The 22,454-nt window shown below is 55.8% G+C and carries 19 protein-coding genes; 16 read left to right on the forward strand and 3 right to left on the reverse strand.

The genetic code is table 11. The features are described 5' to 3' along the window. Positions 1-270 precede the first annotated feature (270 nt). Both GA645_RS13975 and GA645_RS13980 read right to left on the reverse strand, forming a co-directional pair. Complete coding sequence (locus GA645_RS13975; RefSeq protein WP_152223620.1) at positions 271-564, reverse strand: transposase; 294 nt, start codon at positions 562-564, stop codon at positions 271-273. 105 nt (positions 565-669) lie between these two features. Then, entirely contained in the window at positions 670-1,572 is a 903-nt protein-coding gene (locus GA645_RS13980; protein ID WP_152223621.1) for a hypothetical protein, read from the reverse strand. A gap of 99 nt (positions 1,573-1,671) precedes the next feature. On the opposite strand from GA645_RS13980, the gene GA645_RS13985 reads away from it, so the two are divergent. From GA645_RS13985 to GA645_RS14000, 4 genes are all read left to right on the forward strand, one after another. Further along, positions 1,672-1,926 (forward strand): hypothetical protein, encoded by a 255-nt coding sequence (locus tag GA645_RS13985; protein WP_152223622.1) that lies wholly within the window; start codon positions 1,672-1,674, stop codon positions 1,924-1,926. A 499-nt stretch (positions 1,927-2,425) separates the two neighbouring features. After that, positions 2,426-4,261, forward strand: a complete 1,836-nt coding sequence (locus GA645_RS13990; RefSeq protein WP_152223623.1) for a Mu transposase C-terminal domain-containing protein — start codon at positions 2,426-2,428, stop codon at positions 4,259-4,261. Then, positions 4,261-5,127 (forward strand): TniB family NTP-binding protein, encoded by an 867-nt coding sequence (locus GA645_RS13995; protein WP_152223624.1) that lies wholly within the window; start codon positions 4,261-4,263, stop codon positions 5,125-5,127. The genes GA645_RS13990 and GA645_RS13995 overlap by 1 nt, the downstream gene beginning before the upstream one ends. Continuing rightward, positions 5,124-6,242 carry a TniQ family protein gene (locus tag GA645_RS14000; protein ID WP_152223625.1) on the forward strand — a complete coding sequence of 373 codons (1,119 nt, stop codon included), beginning with the start codon at positions 5,124-5,126 and terminating at the stop codon, positions 6,240-6,242. Before GA645_RS13995 ends, GA645_RS14000 begins: the two co-directional genes overlap by 4 nt. A 478-nt stretch (positions 6,243-6,720) precedes the next feature. On the opposite strand, the gene GA645_RS14005 is transcribed toward GA645_RS14000, so the two are convergent. Next, positions 6,721-7,167: a hypothetical protein gene (locus GA645_RS14005; RefSeq protein WP_152223626.1), complete on the reverse strand. Its 447-nt coding sequence runs from the start codon at positions 7,165-7,167 to the stop codon at positions 6,721-6,723. Positions 7,168-7,251: 84 nt separating this feature from the next. Here GA645_RS14005 and GA645_RS14010 point away from each other — a divergent pair, with 84 nt between their 5' ends. From GA645_RS14010 to GA645_RS14065, 12 genes are all read left to right on the forward strand, one after another. Then, positions 7,252-7,539, forward strand: a complete 288-nt coding sequence (locus GA645_RS14010; RefSeq protein WP_152223627.1) for a helix-turn-helix domain-containing protein — start codon at positions 7,252-7,254, stop codon at positions 7,537-7,539. A gap of 557 nt (positions 7,540-8,096) precedes the next feature. After that, entirely contained in the window at positions 8,097-8,459 is a 363-nt protein-coding gene (locus GA645_RS14015; protein WP_152223628.1) for a histone-like nucleoid-structuring protein, MvaT/MvaU family, read from the forward strand. Between the two features lie 1,036 nt (positions 8,460-9,495). Continuing rightward, positions 9,496-9,996, forward strand: a complete 501-nt coding sequence (gene tssB, locus GA645_RS14020) for a type VI secretion system contractile sheath small subunit (protein WP_152223629.1) — start codon at positions 9,496-9,498, stop codon at positions 9,994-9,996. 22 nt (positions 9,997-10,018) lie between these two features. Further along, positions 10,019-11,557, forward strand: coding sequence for a type VI secretion system contractile sheath large subunit (gene tssC / locus GA645_RS14025; protein ID WP_152223630.1), 1,539 nt, complete (start codon positions 10,019-10,021; stop codon positions 11,555-11,557). 21 nt (positions 11,558-11,578) lie between these two features. Further along, positions 11,579-12,934: a type VI secretion system baseplate subunit TssK gene (gene tssK / locus GA645_RS14030; RefSeq protein ID WP_152223631.1), complete on the forward strand. Its 1,356-nt coding sequence runs from the start codon at positions 11,579-11,581 to the stop codon at positions 12,932-12,934. After that, a complete protein-coding gene (gene tssL / locus GA645_RS14035; RefSeq protein WP_152223632.1) occupies positions 12,931-13,602 on the forward strand; it encodes a type VI secretion system protein TssL, short form in 672 nt (223 codons plus the stop codon). Before tssK ends, tssL begins: the two co-directional genes overlap by 4 nt. 2 nt (positions 13,603-13,604) lie before the next feature. Then, on the forward strand, positions 13,605-15,356 hold the full coding sequence (locus tag GA645_RS14040; protein ID WP_152223633.1) for an OmpA family protein: 1,752 nt from the start codon (positions 13,605-13,607) through the stop codon (positions 15,354-15,356). A 12-nt stretch (positions 15,357-15,368) separates the two neighbouring features. Then, positions 15,369-15,860, forward strand: a complete 492-nt coding sequence (locus GA645_RS14045) for an Hcp family type VI secretion system effector (protein WP_152223634.1) — start codon at positions 15,369-15,371, stop codon at positions 15,858-15,860. 116 nt (positions 15,861-15,976) lie between these two features. Then, positions 15,977-18,610: a type VI secretion system ATPase TssH gene (gene tssH / locus GA645_RS14050; protein WP_152223635.1), complete on the forward strand. Its 2,634-nt coding sequence runs from the start codon at positions 15,977-15,979 to the stop codon at positions 18,608-18,610. A gap of 2 nt (positions 18,611-18,612) precedes the next feature. Beyond that, positions 18,613-21,006 carry a type VI secretion system Vgr family protein gene (locus GA645_RS14055; protein WP_152223636.1) on the forward strand — a complete coding sequence of 798 codons (2,394 nt, stop codon included), beginning with the start codon at positions 18,613-18,615 and terminating at the stop codon, positions 21,004-21,006. A 15-nt stretch (positions 21,007-21,021) separates the two neighbouring features. Continuing rightward, complete coding sequence (locus GA645_RS14060) at positions 21,022-21,807, forward strand: DUF4123 domain-containing protein (protein WP_152223637.1); 786 nt, start codon at positions 21,022-21,024, stop codon at positions 21,805-21,807. Between the two features lie 46 nt (positions 21,808-21,853). Next, positions 21,854-22,381: a DUF3304 domain-containing protein gene (locus tag GA645_RS14065; protein ID WP_152223638.1), complete on the forward strand. Its 528-nt coding sequence runs from the start codon at positions 21,854-21,856 to the stop codon at positions 22,379-22,381. The last annotated feature ends 73 nt before the right edge of the window (positions 22,382-22,454 follow it).

A 22,454-nucleotide genomic window follows, 5' to 3' on the forward strand; every position in this document is an offset into this window, starting at 1 on the left:
AGGGCTCCGTCTAGGTTGGATCAATCCAGCTAAACCTTGATCTTGCTGACATCCGAGTGTCCGCATTAGGTTGGATTTTGCTTTTCACGAGCGGCAGCAATTGGCCGATTGCAGCCGGTCGTGACTACGGTGTGACTAATTAAGCCGCATGCAAGCGGTGGTCAGCACGAATGCAAATTCTTGGTCAGAAGGAATGCAATCGTGTGGTCAAGACAGTGCAATTACGCACTACGGGATAGCGACCGGCCAACGCCTCGATGGCGCGGAACTTCACTTCGTGGGCTGCGAGAAGATGGCGAGCGCCTTTTTTAAAACATCGCGCCCCATGGTGACCTGAGCCAGTTGCTGGCGTAGACGCGGCAGCTCCGCGCTCTCGCCTCGCTGCTTGCCGTTGCCCGGAAAGGCATCGTCACCTTGCTGCTCGTACTGACGTTTCCATTTGCCCAACAGGCTTTCAGCGATGCCGAGAGTCTCGGTGACATGGCGAAGCGGCGTGCCGGCAAGCATCTGGTCTGCCGCCTCGCGTTTGAAGGATTCGGGAAAACGTCGTCTGGCCTGGGTCATGAACACTCCTTGCGGTGGACATTATCCACCTTCAGTCAGTGTCCACTCAGCCCGGGACAGACCATGTGCAGATTCCACCTTTTAGATGCTCAACGAGGCCTGTCTCTAATTCGCTAGGAATAGGCTCTCAAAAACTACCCAGCTCTTGGGGCTCATCAGTTTTAAAATGGCTTGGGCTTGATCGTGCCATGACATCTTGTGACGTTTCTCTTGAGCACTGTGGAGGGCGAGATGGTGGAGCAACATTGAGTCGGCCATGATCTCCTCGGTTCTTCTGTAGATGCTATTTCTAGGCGATGGATCCAGTGACAAGACATTCTGCAAAAAACAATCGAGCAGAGGACGCGCAAGGTTCCGCTCTTGGAACAGCATCGCGTAGATAAGAAGGATCCTGTAAATGGCGATCGCCAATCGACCTACACGGCCAGGGTTGTCGTCATAGGCTGCTTCATGCAGCAGCCAGACGAGCGCCGCTAATGCGTCAAGACTGGGCACGCGAAGCAAACGATTTACTAACCCCACTGAGAACGGAGCGCGTCGCCAGCCGTATGGCGAATTTTTGTATAAGAGTTGCTGGATATCGGGCGATAGCCTGAGAAGCAGCGCTTCGTCACAGGCCCCATTAGCTGGGCGATGCTTCAACACACTCCAGAGTGGGTGGTTGAGTTCGTTTTTTGATCCTGGATACAGCCCCTCCAGCCGCGAGACCAGTCTGTTTTGTGGGGTATTAACACCTGCCTTGAAATTTTTCCATTTTCCGGAGTTGCAGTTCTTGCCGCTCTGATGCCGACGCTTGATTAGATCAGGCTCCAGCTTCGCCTCAATGGCTCCTGGTGTGTCAAGTCCAAGCCGCATTCGCAGCCCCTCATACCAGTAGCGCACCCGAATCACATCGATTGGATCTCGAGTTGGAGCGGGTTTTTTTCCCGCGATGGAATTTCGCATCTCAATGCGAAATTCCGAGTAGATATTGGAAATATCTTCAAAATCAAATGCTTGTGATCGCATTACTAGTCCTGGGTACAGTAAAAAAGCAATGAATTATATGGGTTTTACGCCTGTCTCCTGTGCTCTAGAATCCGAGCAACAAATCCGAACTGGGCGAACATGAGCGAACCAGGCGATATCCAACAGAAATTGGCGAACGAATTGGAGCGCTCGCTCACTGAACGGTATGGGGAAATTCTCAATACCGCTGCGCTTGCACGCGAGCTGGGATATCCGTCCACAGCCGCATTCAGAATGGCGGTACTGCGCGGAAAAATTGATCTGCAGGTATTTGAGATACCCAATCGGAAAGGGAGATTTGCGCTCGCCAGAGACGTCGCCGTCTGGATTGCCCAACTACGCCATCAAAAATAGAGGAGAGCCTAAGGACTAGGCTGAATTCTTGAAAGATTTTACGGATTACGGAAATGCAAAGGGCCTGGAGTTGCAGCTCCAGGCCCCTGCGAATGTCAGGTAAGGACCATGACCTGCTCATTCTGCGTTTCCCTGTGCTCAGAGTCAATCCCTCTGAGTGGATGGTCGTTCTGACCATTCGAACCTAATCGAAGACAACTTGCAGTCTAACTGCACGTGTTGGAAGGGAAATTACATGAAAGCTGCCCTCTTATATTTTTGTCAGCAATAAATTTACTTTACACAAACCACCGATCTGAACGCTTGCTTCAGTTGCAGCAAGCGTTCAGCTCTATTGATGTCTGAGTAATTTATTATCGCGTTCATTCGTTAGGCCTGCAGCTGGGCCTTAATTAACAGCCGTAAACTCTGAAAGCACACTGCGAATGCACATTCGATGGCGTTTGTCGGCGTTGCTTTGCCAGAAATTTAACCATGCATGTACTAATCAGGAGTGTGTATGTTGAAGGAAGAACTACGGCCAGGATTGGTTGTGATTGCACGCGGTACTGCGGCAACTGTGGTGCACTGCCTTCCCGATCTAAAGGTTCAGGTTATCACCAACCTGCAAAGAGAGACATTAATTGTTAGAGTTGATGAACTGGAGATCTTGCCTGTTAGGAGTGAAGAGAATATTGGGGCGATATCGAGTTCTCTGGTCGCGCGGGCGGACACTGCCGATGCAGAGGAAATTGAGACCGCTAAGAAAAGATTTAAGGTTATTTCTCAGTATCTGGCAAAAAGCATATCAAGGAAGCAGGCAGTACGAGAGTTGGGTGTTTCAAATGGTATGTTTTATAAACTGTTGAGGCTCTGTGAGGAAGAGTCTGGATATATAAGTCTTCTTCGTATGAGGAGAGGGCGGCCGGATGGTGTGAAATTACTGGACGAGAGGATAGAGGAGGTTATATCCAAGGCAATCAACGAAAAGTACAAAGGGAAAGCGGCAACCTTCACCGTGGTTTGGCGGGAAGTAGAAAAACTTTGCCTGAAGGAGGGGATACCCGTTCCCTCGCAAAAAACGGTGACCGCTCGAATCAAATCTCTTGATGCCAGGGAACTGCATCGTCTCAAATATGGCGCGGAATCCGCGAGCCAGAAATTTGATGCGCGATCTGGAAAACTAATAACCAAGGCTCCGTTGGAGTTCGTCCAAATGGACCATACTCTCGTGGATGTGATTGTTGTCGACGAGGTGTACCGGAAGCCGCTTGGACGTCCATGGCTAACCGTGATCATCGATAAACACACACGAGTGATTCTGGGCTATTACCTAAGCCTCCATCACCCGTCGACTTTATCTGTAGCCTGCGCCATCACTCATGCGGCACTGCCAAAGCGAAAATTTCTCGAGAGAATGAATCTGCCGGATACGGTTTATCCATTTTATGGCGTTCCAAAAATTATCCATATGGATAACGCCAAAGAGTTCAAGAGCGCAAAATTCCAGCGAGCATGCGCTATTCACAATATAGAACCTAAGTGGCGTCCGTACGGAGCTAAACATTATGGTGGGCACGTTGAGCGCCTCATCGGAACGCTCATGACGGATCATGTTCACTTTCTTCCTGGGAGCACTTACTCCAATGTTGTACAACGTCGTGGATATGATAGTGAGGGAAAGGCTGCGTTGAGCTTCAAGGAGTTCTGCCGCTGGTTTGCAGGGGAGATTGCTGTTTACCATGGCCGCCGACATAGAGAGTTAGGATGCTCGCCGAGAAAGGCATGGGCGAGGCATTTTGGCGAAAACCCTATAGGGATACGACACCCAGAATTAATTGCAAAGCCATGGGAGTTTAGGCTTGATTTTATGCCCGAAGAATCACGGGTCGTCCAGCCACAAGGTATTGCGTTTAATGGGCAGCGGTACTGGAGTCCTGCGTTAGTCCCGCATATTCGACGTGGAAAAGTTACCGTAAAGTACGATCCATTTTCGATGGGGACGATCTGGGTGAAATTAAATGGGGAATACCTTCCTCTCCATTTTGCCGATGCTACGAGCACGGATTTCTCATATGAGGAATACAGAAATTCACTATTGGCAGACAGGCTTTCTGGTAACAGCAAGACCCCACGTCTTGAAGACTTTTCGCTCGTCGATGTGATGACCGAAAATGATCAGCTTGTCAAGGAAAGTGTCAAGAAAACCAAGGCCGTTCGAAAGAAAGAAGCCGCCAAGAAAGAGTACCTGGAAAGCTCTGGTGTGGACATTGATTCTTTACCGCAGCGCGTTATTCATGGCGTGGAAAAGCCAGATTACTCGAAGCGGGCCGTCCCCTTTACAAGGAAAAAATAATGACCCACATGGAACATCTGGTACCAAATCGGCGCTCTCTTCTTTCCCTGTCTGATGAGGCGAGAATTCATGAGATTCAAAAGGATGACATTTATATAGACTCACCTGCGCCGATGAGCGTTATAAGCATCCTGAGAAATATGCTAAAAACCTCCGATAGAGTTCAAGCTCCTTGCTTGATCGTGACCGGAGAGGGGGGCTCGGGAAAGACCAGTGTCATCAGACAGATTAAGGCGGATCGCTTCATGAGTGAGCAGCTTGTATTTGTGGCTTTGAATGTGAATCCTTATAACTTGAAGTTTGGCGAACTGCTAGTAGAAGCGTTGGGCGTTCCGCCTGGAGGCTCTGTGTTTGGCAAGCCGCGCAAAGACCTATTGCCGCGCGAGCTTGCGGAACTCATCAAGTTGCGTGGAATTAAGGGCTTGGTCATTGATGAGCTGCATGATGCAATGTTAGTTCCGCGAGCGGAGCAGCAGCGCAATTTGTCAATTTTGAAAGGCTTATCAAATTCACCGTATGGTTTAACTGTGGCAGGATTCGGAACGTCCGCTGCGAGAAACGCATTGAGTTATGATTATCAACTGAGCCGCAGATTCTATAAGATGGAGTTGGTTGACTGGTATGAGTCTGAAGATTTTCGTTCATTTCTCGCCGGAATCGAGTTCAATCTTCCTCTGCGACTGCCTTCCAGTTTGGATGGGCCTGAAATAGTTTCAATTTTGATTGAGATGACAAGCGGGAGAATGGATGATGTCATAAAAATTATTAAATCTGCTGCTTGCTATGCAATATGCAGCGGGGATGAACGCATAACACTCGAAAATCTGCGTTTGGCTGCTGCATCTCCATGGGGGTATGAGCAATGAGTGCGTTGCAGTTAGTGCCACCTGTAGCTGATGAAACCTTTTCTTCTTGGGTATTTCGTTGCATTAATAGCAACGATGCCCAGAAGCTTGCTGTGGTTAGAGCAGACGATTTCGCTGTGTCTGAGGGGGACGACCCGGATTTTGATGAGCGCTCATCTTTTTTAGCACAAGCAAAGAGCAGCCTGGTGGGTGTTGAGTTTCGTGGTGATCTCTTTCGGGCCAAGTCAGATTGGTTGTTGCCTTGGATGTCTCGTCGTCATTATTGCCACAGATGTTTGCGTGATGATATCGCGCAGAAGCGACTGCCGTCCTGGCGAAAAAGTTGGTGTTACGCATTTTCGACACATTGTGTAGAACATCGTTGCCCATTGTCCTTTTATGAAACTCATGATTTGTCCATAGATAAAGCATGGAAAGCTTTTGCTTCTCATTTTTCGCCAAACGCTGACGATCCTGCGAAGATCCGCTTACTGAGATGGAAGGACCACGGGATGTTGGACAGGATTCTCTATATACTCACTAGGAAAGCCATAGCTTGGTATTTACGCTCGCCCCCTGTGCAATCGCAGGAGGTAGAACGAATTCAGGGGCGGCGCCAGTGTTTTCTCGCATTTTATCGGATCTTCCTGCAGCATAAGACTAAGAAGCTTCCAGTTGCCTTTGTGCGAGATAACTTCACTGGGGGGCGTTCAAGATATCAATTTTATAAATATGATTATCCGGTGGCGATGGATCTAGGCCTGCACCACAGTACGGCGCATCAAAGATCCTGCTCTATAGTTATGGCAGGGATCCTCATGTCGGTTTTTACGCGGACCGAATTGGATCTACTGAACAGAATAGCTGAGCAAACGAGCCTCTTGTTCTCATGGCATCAAGATGCTATCGGGCGGAACGCCATCTCTGTTCGTAGCAAAAGTGACTATTACTACATTCGCTCCTTGTTCTCAGGGGTATCGCCTGTCGTCCTCAAGGAGATTGGTGAGTTTATTTGGGGCGTGGAGTCCAAAACGTGGATTCAGGGTGCTACTGTCAGTTCTCTGTTTCGGGAGAAGGTCTGGATGAAATGGCAATTCGATCCACATGAGACGCCTGAAACCTGGGCTTATCCTTGATGAGCATCGACGGAGCTCGCTCAACGCCTAGGACACCTCGACGCGCTTCGACTTCACCATACTGACCTCTCGTAGAAGCGCTAGGTTGTGCTGCAAGGGGGTGAGTGGGCTAGTTGTACAGGATTGGTGGTGAGATAGAACGTGGGCGCTCCTACTCCCGCCATCGCGCCAGGCTTGGTGCATCAGCCGCAAAAGTCAGCTCTGGAGTTCGGCGGAGGTACTCGCCGCTCAGCAGATTCCGGTCGATGTGTTCTGACCCTTGAGGCCGTATCCAGCGTAGCGCTTGATTTCGGAGACGGAATTATTTGATGTTCTACGCCCAGCCAATCTTAGGCATGGCATGCAAAGTTACCCAGCTCGTTTGGTTTGTTTGCCGCGATGCACGGTCTGGAGCCGCCGGCAGTGCTGCCGCGTCTTTCGAGCGCTCAGTAGATTCCGGTCGGTGTTTTTGGAGTGGAGGCAAGCGTCGGCGAATGGGTCAATTGCGGCGCAGGTCCGACTCGGCCGAGAACAGTACCTTCACCAGAATCAGATCATCCAGATTTCGCTGTGAGTGCAAGGAATAGCGTGTGTCGTTCTCGGCGCGGAACACGAGGCCTCGCTCGCCACTTCTATCCTGCATAAGACAGACTTCGCGTAACGGCTCCATTGCCCAGCCGGCATTTCCGTTGAGATGTGCCGGTGTCACGATCTGTACCTGCTCAATCCAGGCCTCGGGTGTCTGCTGGCTGACCAGATGTTCCAAGTCATGCGAGTACTGCAGGAACAACGTCTTGACGATCACATCCTCCAGATCGCGCCGGGCGATCTGGACCAGGAACCACGGCCATTGAATGTCCAACTCAACTGCAGCCCATAGCTGGCTAGGGGTGAATTCAAGCCTCGGATCTAGGCAGGCCTCGGCGTGACGATACGTGATGAACATGGTTGAACCTCCAAATGAATCCCATAGATTGTAGTCCTATAGTGTTCGTAAGGGCTTCATCGTTCCTTTTGCGGAAACGGCAAAATGGAACTGACGACTGCATTCGGCTTGGCCCTCAAAAACCTTCGTAAACAGCGCGAATTGACCCAGGAGGATTTCTCGACGGTCAGTAGTCGAACCTACCTAAGCACCTTGGAGCGTGGGCAGAAGACCCCTACGATTGAGAAGCTGGAACAACTGGCAGGGGTCTTGGAGGTTCACCCAGTCACGCTGCTGATGGCGGCGTATCTGCAGAAGGAGCGGAAGCGAAATGGTCGCGCTTTGCTGAATCGATTGCAGGGTGAGCTGGAATTGCTGGGATTGGACGACTGACAGCGGTAACGCGGTTTGGCAGGGGCGTGCTCTTCAATCGATCGAATTATCACCCTTGCGCCGTCGATGGCGACAGCGATGGCGGGGCCTCGCGGTCTCCCAGGGAGAGGGCAGTGATGAGGGGAAGATTTCTCTATACCACCGTTGCGCGACTCCTGTTCGCTAAGTCGAGCCACTCATGTGCTCAGTCTCATGGCGCGACTGTGCCTGGCTAATCACGGCAGGCTTGTCTGATCCAGTAAAACTACAGAGCTTTGACCAAGCTATCCGGCCTTTTGAGAGCATGGCGGTTAGCATGCTCCATTGGGGTGAGTTCTTGGCGCCGCGAGATGCGCCTGAGATGTGTTCGGCTCCTGAGGCTTTCTGCGGCGGTGATCTCGGTCATTAGAGTACGGAAGCTCAATGGCTCTGAATGTTCGACTCGAAATTTTTCTGGTGACACTCATGCGCTTCGCCAGCGATTCAGATCGATAGTTTTCAGTGTTTATGCTAGAGATAAAGCTAACTAGGCTATATACTTGGACTCTAAATAGCCCATCTCCATAGAGGATTGGTAAATGTCCAAGCTTGCTGAGTTTCGTGCCGCAGAGCGCGCGCTGGCTGAACAACTGGCTTATCTCGAGTCACTGAAAAATGATGGTGCGCTCAAGAAAGAAATTGAGTTTGAAGAGAAGCTGAAATCACTGCTTAGCCAGTATGACAAATCACTTAAGGACGTTATCGCCATCCTAGACCCGACTCCGCGACCTGGTGCGCTTGTCCGGGCGCCCCATGATCGCCGCCGTGCTCGAGCCGTAAAGGTCTATAGAAACCCTCATAGCAATGAGGTGGTGGAGACCAAGGGTGGTAACCACAAGGTCCTGAAGGCTTGGAAGGCTGAATACGGCAGCGACACTGTGGAGTCCTGGCTCCAGCAATAGTACGACCTGATCGCACCTCAAAGCTCCAAGGGCAAAGAGTCCTTGGAGCTTTTTTTGTGGTGTGGCCCCCTCTCAAGCAGCCATAAGTTGCAAGCTGCTTATCGGCATCGCCATGGCTCCTTGCTCCAAAGGCCCTCATGGCTACTCAGTAGCCTTATTCCTCTATAGATCAAAGTCCTAACTTCTACCGGAGCTAATAAAGCTTTTCCTCGCACGATCCCTTGAGAATTTTGGATCCGGAAAGAAACCTCTCGACCAGTACTAGATATCGTCTGTCACTGCTTGCATGGGCTACTTGATTTTTACGATTCTGGTGACGCAGCCGCATCGATATGCTGTTGGAGCCTAATCATTGGGGTTCTAGGATGTTTGGTGCTTATCAGATGGAAGATGTTCCTAGGTTTAGCATTGGTTCATTCTTTATCGAGATTTATGGACTGGCATGTTGGCAGTAAAAATGAAATCTCATCGAGTGCGTCAATGATGCACTTGTCCTCTGTCGGTCGCTGACAATCTGGTGCTGATCGGCCATAAGGGAAGGGCGCTGTCATCTATTGAGGCGGCGAGGGTTGCTTCATGTGCTCTGGGAGCTCAAAACTCCGCGAAATGGCCTCTGGTGTTGGCAGGGGGCATCGCTCGGGCCTTCTGACTCATGACGGCACGGCCATAGGATCACATCCAGTCAATTCGTTTGCGGGCTCTTCAGATGCACGGGTGATTTGGTGCCGCTCTATGCGAGCAGATGAGCCAATTTTCCATTGGTTAAGGAGAGATTTTCCGGGGGATTTGGTTGTTTTGATCTGTTGAGCTTCCGAAGGATTTGTAAGTCATTTCCCAAGATCAATGAGCGGGGTTGAAGAAGGTCTGTCAGCTAGCAATCATTGATTACGGCCGTGCGGTTGGATTTTCTGAGCGCTTTAGGATTTGCAGTACTAAGCGGCAAATGTCTAAGGAGCGGCGGCAGGATCTGATCGATGGCGAGATCAGGATGTGCATTCCATTGCGCTGACAAAAGGATTTTGAGGATTGAAATACGATGGCATCTGATAGCTTTCAGAACGAAGTTCCAAAGGCCCGTGTCAATATCAAACTGGACCTCCATACCGGCGGCGCACAGAAAAAAGTTGAGTTGCCGCTCAAACTCATGGTGATGGGCGACTATAGCAACGGTCGAGAGCAGCGCCCGCTGTCCGAGCGCGTCAAAGTCGATATCAATAGAAACAACTTCAATAGCGTACTTTCTGAGTTTCACCCCAATGTGACACTGGCGGTGCCTAATACGCTGACGGATGACGGCTCAGACACTTCGATCGAGCTGACATTCCGCCAAATGAAGGACTTCGAGCCAGAGCACGTGGCCCGGCAGGTTCCGGAGTTACGCGCCATGCTGGCTATGCGCAACCTGCTGCGCGACCTGAAATCCAATCTGTTGGACAACGCCACCTTCCGTCGGGAGCTTGAACGCATCCTTAAGGATGACGCGCTGAGCGACGAGTTGCGAGCCGAACTGGCTCAGCTCGCTCCCCAAGATCGTTAATAGAAAAGTCTAGGAGGGACTCATGTCCGCAGAAGGGATTGTTGCGCCCGTAGGTGGCGCAAGTGTTGTGACCCGCGAAGGTCAAGGCGTCTACGCCTCGCTGTTTGACAAGATCAATCTCAGCCCAGTGTCGTCTTTGAACGATATTGAGATTTTCCAGAATACCGATGCGTTGTCCGACGTGTCTGCTGATGAGCGCGTCACAGCGGCCGTCCGTGTATTTCTTGATCTACTCAAGCAGTCATCGCAGAAGGTCGAACGCCTCGACAAGACCTTGCTCGATGAACATATCGCACACCTGGATGAGCAGATCAGCCGGCAGCTGGATGCGATCATGCATCACCCGGATTTCCAACGGGTCGAATCGACCTGGCGCGGGGTCAAGTCGCTGATAGACCAGACCGACTTCCGTCGTAACGTGCGCATCGAGCTACTCGACATCAGCAAGGACCATCTGGTGCAGGACTTCGAGGACGCGCCGGAAATCGCCCAGAGCGGCCTGTACATCCACACCTACACCCAAGAGTACGACACTCCTGGTGGCGAGCCGATCGCAGCGGCCATTTCGAACTATGAGTTTGGTCGCGGTCCCCAGGATATCGCGCTGCTGCGCAATATCTCCAAGGTAGCGGCAGCGGCCCACATGCCGTTCATTGGTTCGGTTGGGCCGGCGTTCTTCGGCAAGGAATCGATGGAGGAGGTGGCGGCGATCAAGGATATCGGCAACTACTTTGACCGCGCCGAATACCTCAAGTGGAAATCCTTCCGTGATTCCGACGATGCCCGCTACGTCGGTCTGACCATGCCCCGTGTACTGGGCCGTCTGCCTTACGGGCCCGATACCACTCCGGTGCGCAGCTTCAACTATGTCGAGAGCGTCAAGGGGCCGGATCACGACAAGTACCTGTGGACCAACGCTTCCTTCGCCTTTGCCGCGAACATGGTGAAGAGCTTCATCAACAACGGCTGGTGTGTGCAGATTCGCGGCCCTCAAGCCGGTGGCGCAGTGACTGACCTGCCCATTCACCTATATGACCTGGGCACTGGCAATCAGGTGAAGATCCCTTCGGAAGTGATGATTCCGGAGACCCGCGAATTCGAGTTCGCCAATCTCGGTTTCATCCCGCTCTCGTACTACAAGAACCGTGACTACGCATGCTTCTTCTCGGCCAACTCCGCGCAGAAGCCGGCGTTGTACGAGACCGCCGATGCCACGGCGAACAGCCGGATCAACGCGCGTCTGCCGTACATCTTCCTGCTGTCGCGCATTGCCCACTATCTGAAGCTGATCCAGCGCGAAAACATCGGCACCACAAAGGACCGTCGAGTCCTGGAGCTGGAGCTGAACAACTGGATTCGTGGCCTGGTTACCGAAATGACCGACCCCAGTGACGACCTGCAAGCGTCGCACCCGTTGCGCGATGCCAAAGTCACCGTGGAAGACATCGAGGACAACCCGGGCTTCTTCCGCGTGAAGTTGTATGCCGTGCCGCACTTCCAGGTAGAGGGCATGGACGTGAATCTGTCGCTGGTTTCGCAGATGCCCAAGGCGAAAGCCTAAGCACTCACACGGAAGTCATCCATGAAGATCGACCGCCCCTTATGGGGGGCGGGGGCTTTGCTGTCCCCGCAACAATTCCAGCAGCAGGCGCGCTGGGAGGCATGGACCAACGAATGCCTGGCGCATTTGTCGCGGGTTCACCCGTGGGGCGTTCAGGTCGCATCGTTCGACCTGGATGCCCTGCGGCTGGGTAAGCTCAAGGCTACCCGGCTGCGGGTGCGGCTGCCGGATGGCACGCTGATCGACAGTGATGCGACCGACCGTTTGCCGCCGGCGCTGGAGCTGTCCCGGTTGGCCGAGGGGGAGGGCGCCGTGGCTACTCTGCTGCTGGCATTGCCGCTGGAGCACGCCAATGGCGGCAACTGCCTGACAGGCAACGGTAAACCCTCTCAGCCCACGCGCTATCGCCAGGATTGGCGAGAAGTGCAGGACCTCTATGGTGATGAAACCCAGTCCATGGCTGTTCTGGCGCATGTCCTGTCGCTGCGCCTGGAGAACGATGACAACGCCGAGTACCTGACCTGCCCGGTGGCGCGCGTGGTACGCGACGGGCAGGGTGTCTGGGCCCTCGACCCGCAGTTCGTCCCGCCGCTGCTCAGCTTCGATGCCCAGCCGCAGTTGCTGGGGCAACTGGACAACCTCATGACCCAGTTGGCGGCCAAGCGCAGCCGGCTGATGGGCATGCGCCGGGAGAGCAACCAGCGCATGGCAGACTTCGCGGTAGCCGACGTCTCGTTGTTCTGGCTGCTCAATGCGTTGAACAGCTACCAGCCGGTGCTGGCGGATCTGCTGGCCCATCCGGCGCGACATCCGGAACATGTTTACCAGGAGTTGATCAAGCTGGCCGGCAGCCTGCTGACCTTCTCCCTGGAGCATGACATCGGCGCTATCCCCGGCTACCGGCATGACCAGCTGGAAAGTGTATTCCCGCCGCTGTTCCGGCTGATTTCCACCCTGCTGGAGGCCAGCCTGCCGTCGCGTGTCATTGCGCTCGATCTCGAACGTCCCAATGCGCACCGCTGGCAGGTGGCCCTGCACGATGCCCGGCTGCGCGATGCCGAGGGTGTCGATTTCTATCTGTCGGTGCGCTCCAGTCTTCCTGCTGCGCAAGTGCAGAGTCAGTTTCCGCGCCTGTGCAAGGTCGGGGCGCCGGACGATGTCGACCACCTGGTCAACGTGGCCCTCGACGGTGTGCCGCTGTTGCCGCTGAGCCATGTGCCGGCGGCGATTCCGGTGCGCCTGGGCAATCAGTACTTCGCCCTTGACTTGGCCCATGCCAAAGCACGGGACATGTTGTCGTCCGGCGTCTGTGCCCTGTATGTCCCCGGCACGCTCGGGGAGGTTCAGCTGGACCTGTTCGCGGTGCTGCGCTCATGACCAAGACATTCGGAAAATTCCCAGCCGTTGATATAGACGCCTTGCTGCAGGACAGCTACCTGCTGGTCGTTGAGTTGCAACAGAAAGCCTCACCAAAGGATGGCACCGAACTGTGGAAGCATTGCGCAGCCCAGGTCGAGCACTGTCGCAACAGCCTGATTGATGCCGGCATGAGCCAGCGCACGATCAACCAGATCTGCTATGCGCAATGCGCTCTGCTTGACGAGACGGTGATGCGCAATGCGCCTGAACAAGCCCGCTCCGTCTGGGCCTCGAAACCCCTGCAGGCGCACTTCTTCAGTCGCCATCAGGCCGGCGAGCAGCTCTATGAAGACATGCATGAAGTATTGGTCGAGCCAGCTCCAGACGAACGTGTACTGACATGCTATCAGCGCGTGCTGATGCTCGGGTTTCTGGGCCGGTATCGCGACGAGACCGCACCGGAGCGTGAGCAATTGCTCGCTGCGCTGAGCGAGCGTGTAAAACCCTTTGCCGCGGTTGGAAAGGCCCCGTTGCTGATCCATGTCGGCGGCGGTGGCTGGCGTCATTGGCTTGGTCTGCCATGGCTGCATTTGGCTGGAGCTGCAGTTCTCCTAATCGGGACATGGCTGCTCTTGCATCGAATGCTCGTAGATACCGTCGCCTCCTTGCTACCGGGTCAGGTGTAACCATGCCCACGCAGCTCAGATGGACGCGTGGTCTTTGGCTCTGGGCGGGCTCGCTGGGCCTGATCCTGAGCTTGGCGATACTGCCGATGTCTTGGGCGGCTCAAACGCTGTGGACGCTTGCTGTGATTATCGTCGTGACTCTCGGCTGGTTGTTTGCAGGACGGAGCGCCTTGCGTCAACGTCAGTCAATTACGCTGGCTGCCGGGAGTTTGCTGCCTGCAGCGGGGTTCTTGCAGCCGGTGGTAGCAGTCTGCGGTGATGGATTGCATCCGCTTTTTGGCGATGCGCCGGAAGATCAACTAGCTCTGCGTGTTACGGAGCAGGGTTGTTACCTGCGTGTCCCCTGCATCGAATGCTTGCCGTCGATAATCGATTACGTGCTGGCGAATCGTCCGCATTGGGCAGGCCAACTGAGCGTGTTCTATATCGTCAACCCTGCCGAGCAGACGGATAGAGCGCTACTGGCGGGACGCACCCAAACCTTCCGCCGACAAGTTGCTCGCATCCGAAGAGAAGGTGTGGCATTGCCGGTCCTGCTGGGTTGTTACCGGCAGGCCACGCACAGCGAACTTGCCTGGTTTACATGGGGGGCAGCGGATCCTGAGCTAACTGTTCACGAAGGTACAAGCCACCTATCCATGGCTCAGTGGCAGCGGCAGTCCGTTGACCTTCTTACATGCGCACAGCGCGTACGCACCAGTGTCCTGGTCGAAAGTCTGAATAGCTGGTTGGCAAACGCGGTGCTGCCGCATCTGGAGTCTCGTGAGCAACGAGACCCACCTTGCCCAGTGACAGCCTGCGCGATGATGTTTCTATCCGAAGCGCCTGTGTCGTTGCCAGGCAATTTGTGGGCGAGTTGGTTGCACGGACGTACGACGCTACAGCCGGCTGTACGAGCAGCCAGCACGGCAGCGCTACCGTTTCCTGATCCATTGCTGAGTTTGTTGCCTCGGCAGACGAATCTCACCCCGGAGCGCCGCACCGCGCTCTACGGGCTGTGGCTCTTCGTTCTCGCGACGACGGTGGCTCTGAGTAGCTCTGCCTGGCAAAACCGGTTGCTGCTGCGTCAAGTGAGCGACGATCTGCATCGGTACCGGGCGATTCCTGAGGCCACAACATTCGAACAGCCTGAGCACCAATTGAGAGAGCAGGCCGTCGCTTTGCTGCGAAGCGATGCTTCCAGACTGGATCGCTACTACCGCGAAGGTGAGCCGTTGTCCCTGGGACTTGGCTTGTACGCAGCCGAGCGAATTCGCCCACCGCTCCTAGCCGCAATTGCGGCCTACCGAGCACCAATTCCATCACCGGCGCAGGCAAGGATTCCCGATCCCGTCCGTCTGGACAGTCTGTCGCTGTTCGCCAGCGGCAGTGCCGAGCTCAAGCCCGGCTCGGCGAAAGTGCTGATCAACGCCTTGGTGGACATCAAGGCCCAGCCCGGCTGGCTGATCGTTATTGCTGGGCACACAGACGCCACGGGTGATCAGCAGCGCAACCTTCTTCTGTCGCGTGCTCGGGCCACCGCCGTGCGCGACTGGATGCAGCAGATGGGTGACATCCCCGACAGCTGTTTTGCGATTCAAGGTTTCGGCGCGGATCAGCCGATTAGCAGCAATGACACACCGGAGGGGCGAGCAGCCAACCGCCGGGTCGATATCCGCTTGGTCCCTGAGACAGGAGCCTGCGCGCTCCCGACTCAGGTATCGGGCGGTCAATCCCTGTCGCGGCAGCAGCCAGCGACGAACTTGCACTTTTAGAAGGAACTTCACATGGCTATTCCCGTTTACCTGTGGCTCAAAGACGACGGCGGTGCGGACATCAAAGGTTCGGTCGATGTTCAAAAGCGTGAAGGCAGTGTCGAGGTGGTCGCTCAGGACCATAGCCTGTACATCCCCACCGACAACAACACTGGCAAGTTGACCGGTACCCGTATCCATACGCCGTTCAACTTCACCAAGGAAATCGATGCCTCCAGTCCCTACCTGTACAAGGCGGTGAGCTCCGGTCAGACCCTCAAGAGCGCCGAGTTCAAGTGGTACCGCATTGACGACGCTGGTCAGGAAGTCGAGTACTTCAACACCCTCCTGGAAAACGTGAAGGTCGTGAAAGTCGCGCCGAAAATGCACGACGTGAAGGACCCGACCAAGGAGAAGCACAACCATCTGGAAGAGGTTGAACTGCGCTACGAGAAGATCACCTGGACCTACAAGGACGGAAACATCATCCACTCCGACGCCTGGAACGAGCGTCAGAGCGCGTAATCGCGTCTCGTCGACCGGCGGAGATATCCGCCGGTCGATGTTCGCGCTGAACAACCTCACGCCTTGCTGCCGATCGTGCACCGGAGCAAGTCGAATGCCTCAGCAAGGAACGCCCCATGGCCCAGTCCACCCAACTGCTTCGCCGCCTTAATCCCTACTGTGCCCAGGCACTGAGCGCCGCCGCATCGCTGTGTCAGACCCGCGCGCACCCCCACATCACTGTAGAACACTGGCTGCTCAAACTGCTGGAGCAGGGGGAGGGCGATCTGACCCTGATTGCACGGCGATATGAGTGGGACCTGGACGGTCTTTGGCAGGGGTTATTGGATCACTTGGATACTTTACCCCGCAGCGTGCGTGACAAACCGCAACTGTCGGAAAAGCTCCAGCAACTGATCAAAGAGGCGTGGTCATATGCCTCGATCTATACCAATGCATCGACATTGCGATCAGCCGATCTCCTAAGAGTGCTGGCAGAGCATCCCGCGTTGCTGACATATGATGGTGCGTGGCCATTGCTGAGTCTGGGCGATGTGCAACTCGATCGCTTGCAGCCAATTCTGGAAGCGCAATCCCAAGAGCGCTCGGAGATCCAGCAGGAGGCTGCCCTAGCCGCACCGCCGCAGCCCTTTGTCGTCACCGCTGGAGTGAAGGCCGACGGGCATACAGCCATTCTCGACAGATTCACTCAGGACATCACCACCAAGGCCAGGTCTGGCGAAATCGACCCGGTCTATGGGCGCGACAACGAAATCCGTCAGGTGATCGACATCCTCGGTCGCCGGCGCAAGAACAACCCTATCCTGGTTGGCGAGCCTGGCGTGGGCAAGACCGCGTTGGTCGAAGGCCTAGCGCTGCGCATCGCAGAAGTCAACGTACCGGACAGCCTCAAGCCGGTCAGCGTGCGGACCCTCGATCTTGGCTTGCTGCAAGCGGGAGCCGGCGTGAAGGGCGAGTTCGAGCAGCGTCTGAAAAATGTCATCGACGCGGTGCAGCAATCGCCCACGCCAATCCTGCTGTTCATCGACGAAGCACACACCCTGATCGGTGCCGGCAACCAGGCCGGCGGCGCCGATGCCGCCAACCTGCTAAAGCCCGCCCTGGCTCGTGGCGAGTTGCGCACCATCGCGGCCACCACCTGGTCCGAATACAAACAGTACTTCGAGCGGGACGCCGCGCTCGAGCGACGCTTCCAGATGGTCAAGGTCGACGAGCCGGATGACGCCAATGCTTGCCTCATGCTGCGTGGCCTGAAGGCGCGCTACGCCAGCCACCACGGCGTGCATATCCAAGACGCAGCCGTGCAGGCCGCCGTGACCCTGTCGCGTCGCTACCTGACTGGCCGCCAATTGCCGGACAAGGCCGTCGACCTGCTCGACACCGCCAGCGCGCGGGTACGCATGGGCCTCGACTGTGAGCCGCAGCAGTTGGTGCAACTCAAGGCAGAGCAGCAAGCACTGCATTTGGAGCACCAGGCGCTCGAATTAGACGCGAAACTCAGCGGCTCCATGGCAGTGGCACGTTTGGCCGCCATTGGTGTGCGCGAATATGAGGTGCAGGAGCAACTCGATCGACTGACGTGCCAGTATCAGCAAGAGTTGGCGCTGACCCGTGATTTGTTGGAAGCTCGAGGCAGCGCTTCCGATACCTGTGCGCTCCTGCAAGAACGCCTGACGGCTCTGCAGGGCGACCATCCGTTGCTATCGCTCGATGTCAGTGCGCGTAGTGTTGCTGAGGTTATTGCCGACTGGACTGGAGTGCCGTTGGGCAGCTTGCTCAAGGATGAACAGACCAACCTGCTGGAGCTTGAGCAACAACTAGGGCAACGCGTTATCGGCCAGACCCGCGCGTTGACCGCCCTTGCCCAACGCCTGCGCGCAGCGAAGACTGGGCTCGCCTCCGAGAACTCGCCATTGGGCGTGTTCTTACTGGTGGGTACCAGTGGTGTGGGCAAGACTGAAACCGCATTGGCTCTCGCCGATTGCCTGTTTGGTGGTGAAAAGTCGCTGGTCACCATCAATCTCTCTGAATACCAAGAGGCCCACACCGTCAGTCAACTCAAGGGCTCACCGCCCGGGTATGTCGGCTACGGTCAAGGTGGTGTTCTTACGGAAGCGGTACGTCAGCGCCCCTACAGCGTGGTGCTGCTCGACGAAGTCGAGAAAGCCCACCGTGACGTCCTCAACGTGTTCTACCAAGTCTTCGATCGTGGCTTCATGCGCGACGGTGAAGGACGCGAGATCGATTTCCGCAACACCGTCATTCTGATGACTTCGAACCTGGGCAGCGACCAACTGCAAGCCTTGGTCGAGGCGCAGCCTGAAGCCGACGACACCGAGTTGCAGGAATTGCTGCGTCCTGTGCTGCGCAATCATTTCCAGCCTGCACTATTGGCACGTTTCCAGACGCTGATATACCGCCCGCTGGACGCCGCCGCGCTCAAGCACATCGTCGCCATCAAGCTCGGCCAGGTCGCCAAGCGCCTACAACGCCACTACGGCATCAACTGCCAGATCGATGATGGTCTAAGCGACGCTCTCGTCGCCGCCTGCCTGCTGCCCGACAGCGGCGCTCGCAACATCGACAGCCTGCTCAACCAGCAAATTCTGCCGGTACTCAGCCAGCAACTGTTGCAGCGTCAGGCCAGCCAACGCCAAGCCACTGAGGTCACCCTCGGCTACAGCAATGACGACGGTATCACTCTGGAATTCAGTGACGAGCCTTCGGCTCTTGAAAGCGCGGAGGCCTGAAGATGCTCAATACGCTACGCACCTTTTTCGACCATAGCCGGCACACCCTTAGTGTCGATGGTCTTGTTGCTGCACAGGATGTCCTGGCCTTCGAGGGTACGGAGGCGCTGAGCCAGACCTTCCGCTACAGCATTGAATTTACCAGTCCCGAGCTGGATATCCCCGCCAACAGCGTACTTGGCAAAGACGCAACCTTCAGTCTTCGCGAGGCGCCGAGTGCGGTGACCATTCGCGGCTACACGCCGCCAACTGCAACACCATTGCGCACGCTTCACGGCGTGGTAACCGGATTCAAAAGACTGTCAGCTTCAAGGGATGAGGGGCGTTATGAGCTGACTCTTGAACCACGTCTGGCCCTGCTCGATAACGGCTGCCAGTACCGCATTTACCAGAACCAGAGCGTGCCCGAAATCGTCGAGACGATTTTGCGGCGCCATGGCTTCCGAGGGCAGGACTTCCTGCTCGATCTCGGTCGGACCTATGCCCAGCACGAGCAGTTGCTTCAGTACGGCGAAAGCGACCTGGCCTACATCAAACGCCTCTGTGCCGAACGCGGTATCTGGTTCAGCTTCAGCATGGACGAGCGACTGAAAATTGATGTGGCGCAGTTTCATGACTCGCCCATGCATTACCACCGCGATGTACGTTTACCGCTACGTCCTCTCAGTGGCCTGGAAAGCACCGGCCAGGATGCCGTATGGGATCTGCAGGCCAACCACCAGGTAGTACAACAGCTGGTTAGCGCCCGTGCCTACTACTCGCGCGATGCCGGTGCCAACCTTGATGCCCAGGCTGACCTGACTCGCGGTGCCACTACCACCTACGGCGAGGCCTACCACTATGCCGACGAGCCTTATCAGGTCCTAGGCGATCCTCAGGCGCGCGGCTATGAAGAGGGACACGCCGAATGTGGTGTGTTCTATGCGCAACTCGCTCACGAACGTTACCTGAACGACCAGACTCGGCTGTTCGGGGCCAGTACCAGCGCTGCTCTGGCGCCCGGCCAGGTACTCGTGGTCGAAGGCGGTGCCCCGGCTGCATTTGCCGAAGGTGCCGTGATTGTTCGTCTGCACTGCGCGGCTGCTCGCGACCGCAGCTACGAAATTCGCTTCGAAGCAATCCCGGACATTGATGCCATCAGCTTCCGGCCACCGGTCCCGCCCAAACCGCGTATCGCCGGCACCGTTCCCGCGCGTGTCACCAGCTCGCAGCAGAACGATCCCTACAGCCACATCGATGGCGAAGGACGGTATCGCGTCAATTTCCTCTTCGATCGGGATAGCTGGCCTACAGGTCGAGAGAGCATGTGGCTGCGCCTGGCGCGCTCCTATGCCGGCGACACCTACGGCCTGCACCTGCCCTTGCTGGCCAGCACCGAGGTGGCCATCGCCTTCGAGCAGGGTGACCCGGACCGCCCCTTCATCGCCCACGCGCTGCATGACAGCCTGCACCCTGATCACGTCACGATCCAGAACTACAAACGCAACGTCCTGCGCACGCCAGCGAACAACAAGCTGCGGATGGATGACACTCGCGGTCAGGAGCACATCAAGCTTTCCACCGAGTACAGCGGCAAGAGCCAGCTCAACCTGGGCCATCTGGTGGATGCCCAGCGGCATAAGCGCGGCGAAGGCTTCGAGCTGCGTACCGATGACTGGGGCGCACTACGCGCAGGCAAAGGTGTGTTCATCAGCGCCGACCAACAGGGTAAGGCCCAAGGCCAAGTGCTGGACATGAAACCGGCCGTCACCCTGATGGAGACCGCTGCCTACCAGCTCAAACAGTGGCAGGACATTGCACAGGCCCATCACAGCCGGGAGTCCAACAGCGAAGGGCTGCATGACCTGCTGCAGCAGAGCAAGAACCTGCAAGGCCCCGCCGTGGTGGTCAGCGCTCCTAAGGGGGTAGCGGCGGTCACGCCGGCCAGCCTGCTGCTGGGCAGCAATCAGTCCATGTACCTGCAGAGTCAGGATGAGATCAACCTCAGCGCCGCCCAGCGCATTGCTCTCCAGTCCAACCAGGCGATGTCTCTACTGGCTCAGCGCGAAGGCATGCGCCTCGTGTCAGGCAACGGTCCGCTGGAAATCGAATCTCACGGCGACATCCTTAACGTTATCGCCCAGCAGGACATCACCGTGCAGTCGGTGCAGGGCCACCTGCAGCTCACCGCCAAGAACGGCATCACCCTGGCGTGCGGTGGCGGCTACATCCGCATCACGCCCGACGGCGCCATCGACGTGCATTCCCCTGGCCAACTGCTGCTCAAAGGCCGGCACGTCTGGGAAGACCCGACCAGCCAGGACTTCCCCTTGCCCGAGCTGCCTCAGTCCGTCTGCAAGGAATGCTTGCAGTTGGCAAAGGAAAGGGCCGCCGGCTTGGTGCGGCGCGAAGGTTGATCAGGGAGAGCACAGATGTCAGCACTTTGGCTACAACACATCGAAAAAGTCTGCGCCAGCGTTGAGACCCAACAGGTCGACTTGATCCTTGACCAGACCGGCCTGGAGCACTCCGTGCTCCAGGCGCTTGGCCAGATTCAGCCCGGCATCAGCTGGTGCTCGCTGTTTGACGGCACCCCGGAAGAGCACCTCCTGGACCAGGCGCCCATCCTGATGCGCCTTGACCTGACGCTTTGGCAGCACAAGGCCTGGCTGGAGGAACTCATCGCCAGCTGCGCCGCCGACGCCCGCCTGATAGTGCTGATCACCCCTCTGGGCTTCGAAGCACTCGGGGAAGCACTACGAGCCTTGCTGCAGGCCGAGTGGGGAGGGCAATCGTGCCTGTTGCGATACTACGACTCGCGCGTCTTCCCCATTTTGGTGTCGTCGGTGCTCACGTCTGAGCAGCGCGCAGGCTTCCTGCAGTTGGCTTGCTACTGGGGTTGGCTCGACCGCGATGGGCAGGCGCAGTGGCTGCCCGGCACCTGCCTGCGGGAAACCCGCACAGTCGCTCCTTCCGATGTCCTGGTGATGGATGACCGGCAGGCCGACCTGCTCGGCTGCATCAGCGATGCCCAAACCCTGCTAGGCACTGGCCACTACAACACCCTGGCCACAACCCAGGAAGGCTGCTTCGGGCGACTCTATCGATTGGCGCTGCAAGCCAGCGATCAAGGTTACATGGGAGACCTGAAGGAATATGCGCAAATGCAACTGCGAGTAACTGCCGACGCTAGTTCGGCCTCGCAAGTCAGCACTTAACCTCAAATCTAAGGTGACCTTAAAATCATGGAGAAATAGGGGCGCGATGAAATTATTTCCCAGCAAGGCAATTAAGTTTAATTGGCTGTGGGGAATCATGACTATCACGCTGACCGGCTGCTCTACAACAGCCAGTAAAGATGAGCCATTGGCGGGGAATATCCAAGCGGTGAACCATACACTGCATGGCATTAATTGGTTAAAGGTCAATGGTTATCAAGCGGACGGAGGTGGCGGAACTTCATGCTGCATTGTTATGCCTGCAACTTGGCGCCCAGGTTTGAAGGCAGCTATAGAGTGGGAAGTTGATCCAGATCCTTATGGATATGCAAAGTGGCCAAAGGATGTCGAAGGTTATCGTGCTGCCATGGAGAAGCATCGTAGTAACTACAGGCATTATACAGAGGCCGTGGAAATTCCTAGGTGGGAAGGAACTAAGCGCTGCGGTATTTCAGTCCATTTTTTGGTTTGCAACAAAGTCAAGGTCACGACCTCATGCTGGGGATATGGATCACCTAACAACCCCATCAAGGAACCTCTAGACATGAAGGAGCCTGCCACATGCCCGAAGTGAACAAGGAATTCCAAGACTACAGAGCAAAAGCACTTGGAGGGTCAGGTGATTTTCCTCTGAGGTCCACAGTTAT

It is taken from the genome of Pseudomonas sp. SCB32, assembly GCF_009189165.1.
Classification (GTDB): Bacteria; Pseudomonadota; Gammaproteobacteria; order Pseudomonadales; family Pseudomonadaceae; genus Pseudomonas.

Bases quoted from the DNA above. Each gene is read 5' to 3' on its own strand.
- GA645_RS14005 (WP_152223626.1), bottom strand. From the start codon at position 7,167: ATGTTCATCACGTATCGTCACGCCGAGGCCTGCCTAGATCCGAGGCTT.
- tssC (WP_152223630.1), top strand. From the start codon at position 10,019: ATGTCCGCAGAAGGGATTGTTGCGCCCGTAGGTGGCGCAAGTGTTGTG.
- GA645_RS13980 (WP_152223621.1), bottom strand. From the start codon at position 1,572: ATGCGATCACAAGCATTTGATTTTGAAGATATTTCCAATATCTACTCG.
- GA645_RS14010 (WP_152223627.1), top strand. From the start codon at position 7,252: ATGGAACTGACGACTGCATTCGGCTTGGCCCTCAAAAACCTTCGTAAA.
- GA645_RS13975 (WP_152223620.1), bottom strand. From the start codon at position 564: ATGACCCAGGCCAGACGACGTTTTCCCGAATCCTTCAAACGCGAGGCG.
- GA645_RS14040 (WP_152223633.1), top strand. From the start codon at position 13,605: ATGCCCACGCAGCTCAGATGGACGCGTGGTCTTTGGCTCTGGGCGGGC.
- GA645_RS13990 (WP_152223623.1), top strand. From the start codon at position 2,426: ATGTTGAAGGAAGAACTACGGCCAGGATTGGTTGTGATTGCACGCGGT.
- GA645_RS14000 (WP_152223625.1), top strand. From the start codon at position 5,124: ATGAGTGCGTTGCAGTTAGTGCCACCTGTAGCTGATGAAACCTTTTCT.
- GA645_RS13995 (WP_152223624.1), top strand. From the start codon at position 4,261: ATGACCCACATGGAACATCTGGTACCAAATCGGCGCTCTCTTCTTTCC.
- tssL (WP_152223632.1), top strand. From the start codon at position 12,931: ATGACCAAGACATTCGGAAAATTCCCAGCCGTTGATATAGACGCCTTG.
- tssK (WP_152223631.1), top strand. From the start codon at position 11,579: ATGAAGATCGACCGCCCCTTATGGGGGGCGGGGGCTTTGCTGTCCCCG.
- GA645_RS14055 (WP_152223636.1), top strand. From the start codon at position 18,613: ATGCTCAATACGCTACGCACCTTTTTCGACCATAGCCGGCACACCCTT.
- tssB (WP_152223629.1), top strand. From the start codon at position 9,496: ATGGCATCTGATAGCTTTCAGAACGAAGTTCCAAAGGCCCGTGTCAAT.
- GA645_RS13985 (WP_152223622.1), top strand. From the start codon at position 1,672: ATGAGCGAACCAGGCGATATCCAACAGAAATTGGCGAACGAATTGGAG.
- GA645_RS14015 (WP_152223628.1), top strand. From the start codon at position 8,097: ATGTCCAAGCTTGCTGAGTTTCGTGCCGCAGAGCGCGCGCTGGCTGAA.
- GA645_RS14065 (WP_152223638.1), top strand. From the start codon at position 21,854: ATGAAATTATTTCCCAGCAAGGCAATTAAGTTTAATTGGCTGTGGGGA.
- tssH (WP_152223635.1), top strand. From the start codon at position 15,977: ATGGCCCAGTCCACCCAACTGCTTCGCCGCCTTAATCCCTACTGTGCC.
- GA645_RS14045 (WP_152223634.1), top strand. From the start codon at position 15,369: ATGGCTATTCCCGTTTACCTGTGGCTCAAAGACGACGGCGGTGCGGAC.
- GA645_RS14060 (WP_152223637.1), top strand. From the start codon at position 21,022: ATGTCAGCACTTTGGCTACAACACATCGAAAAAGTCTGCGCCAGCGTT.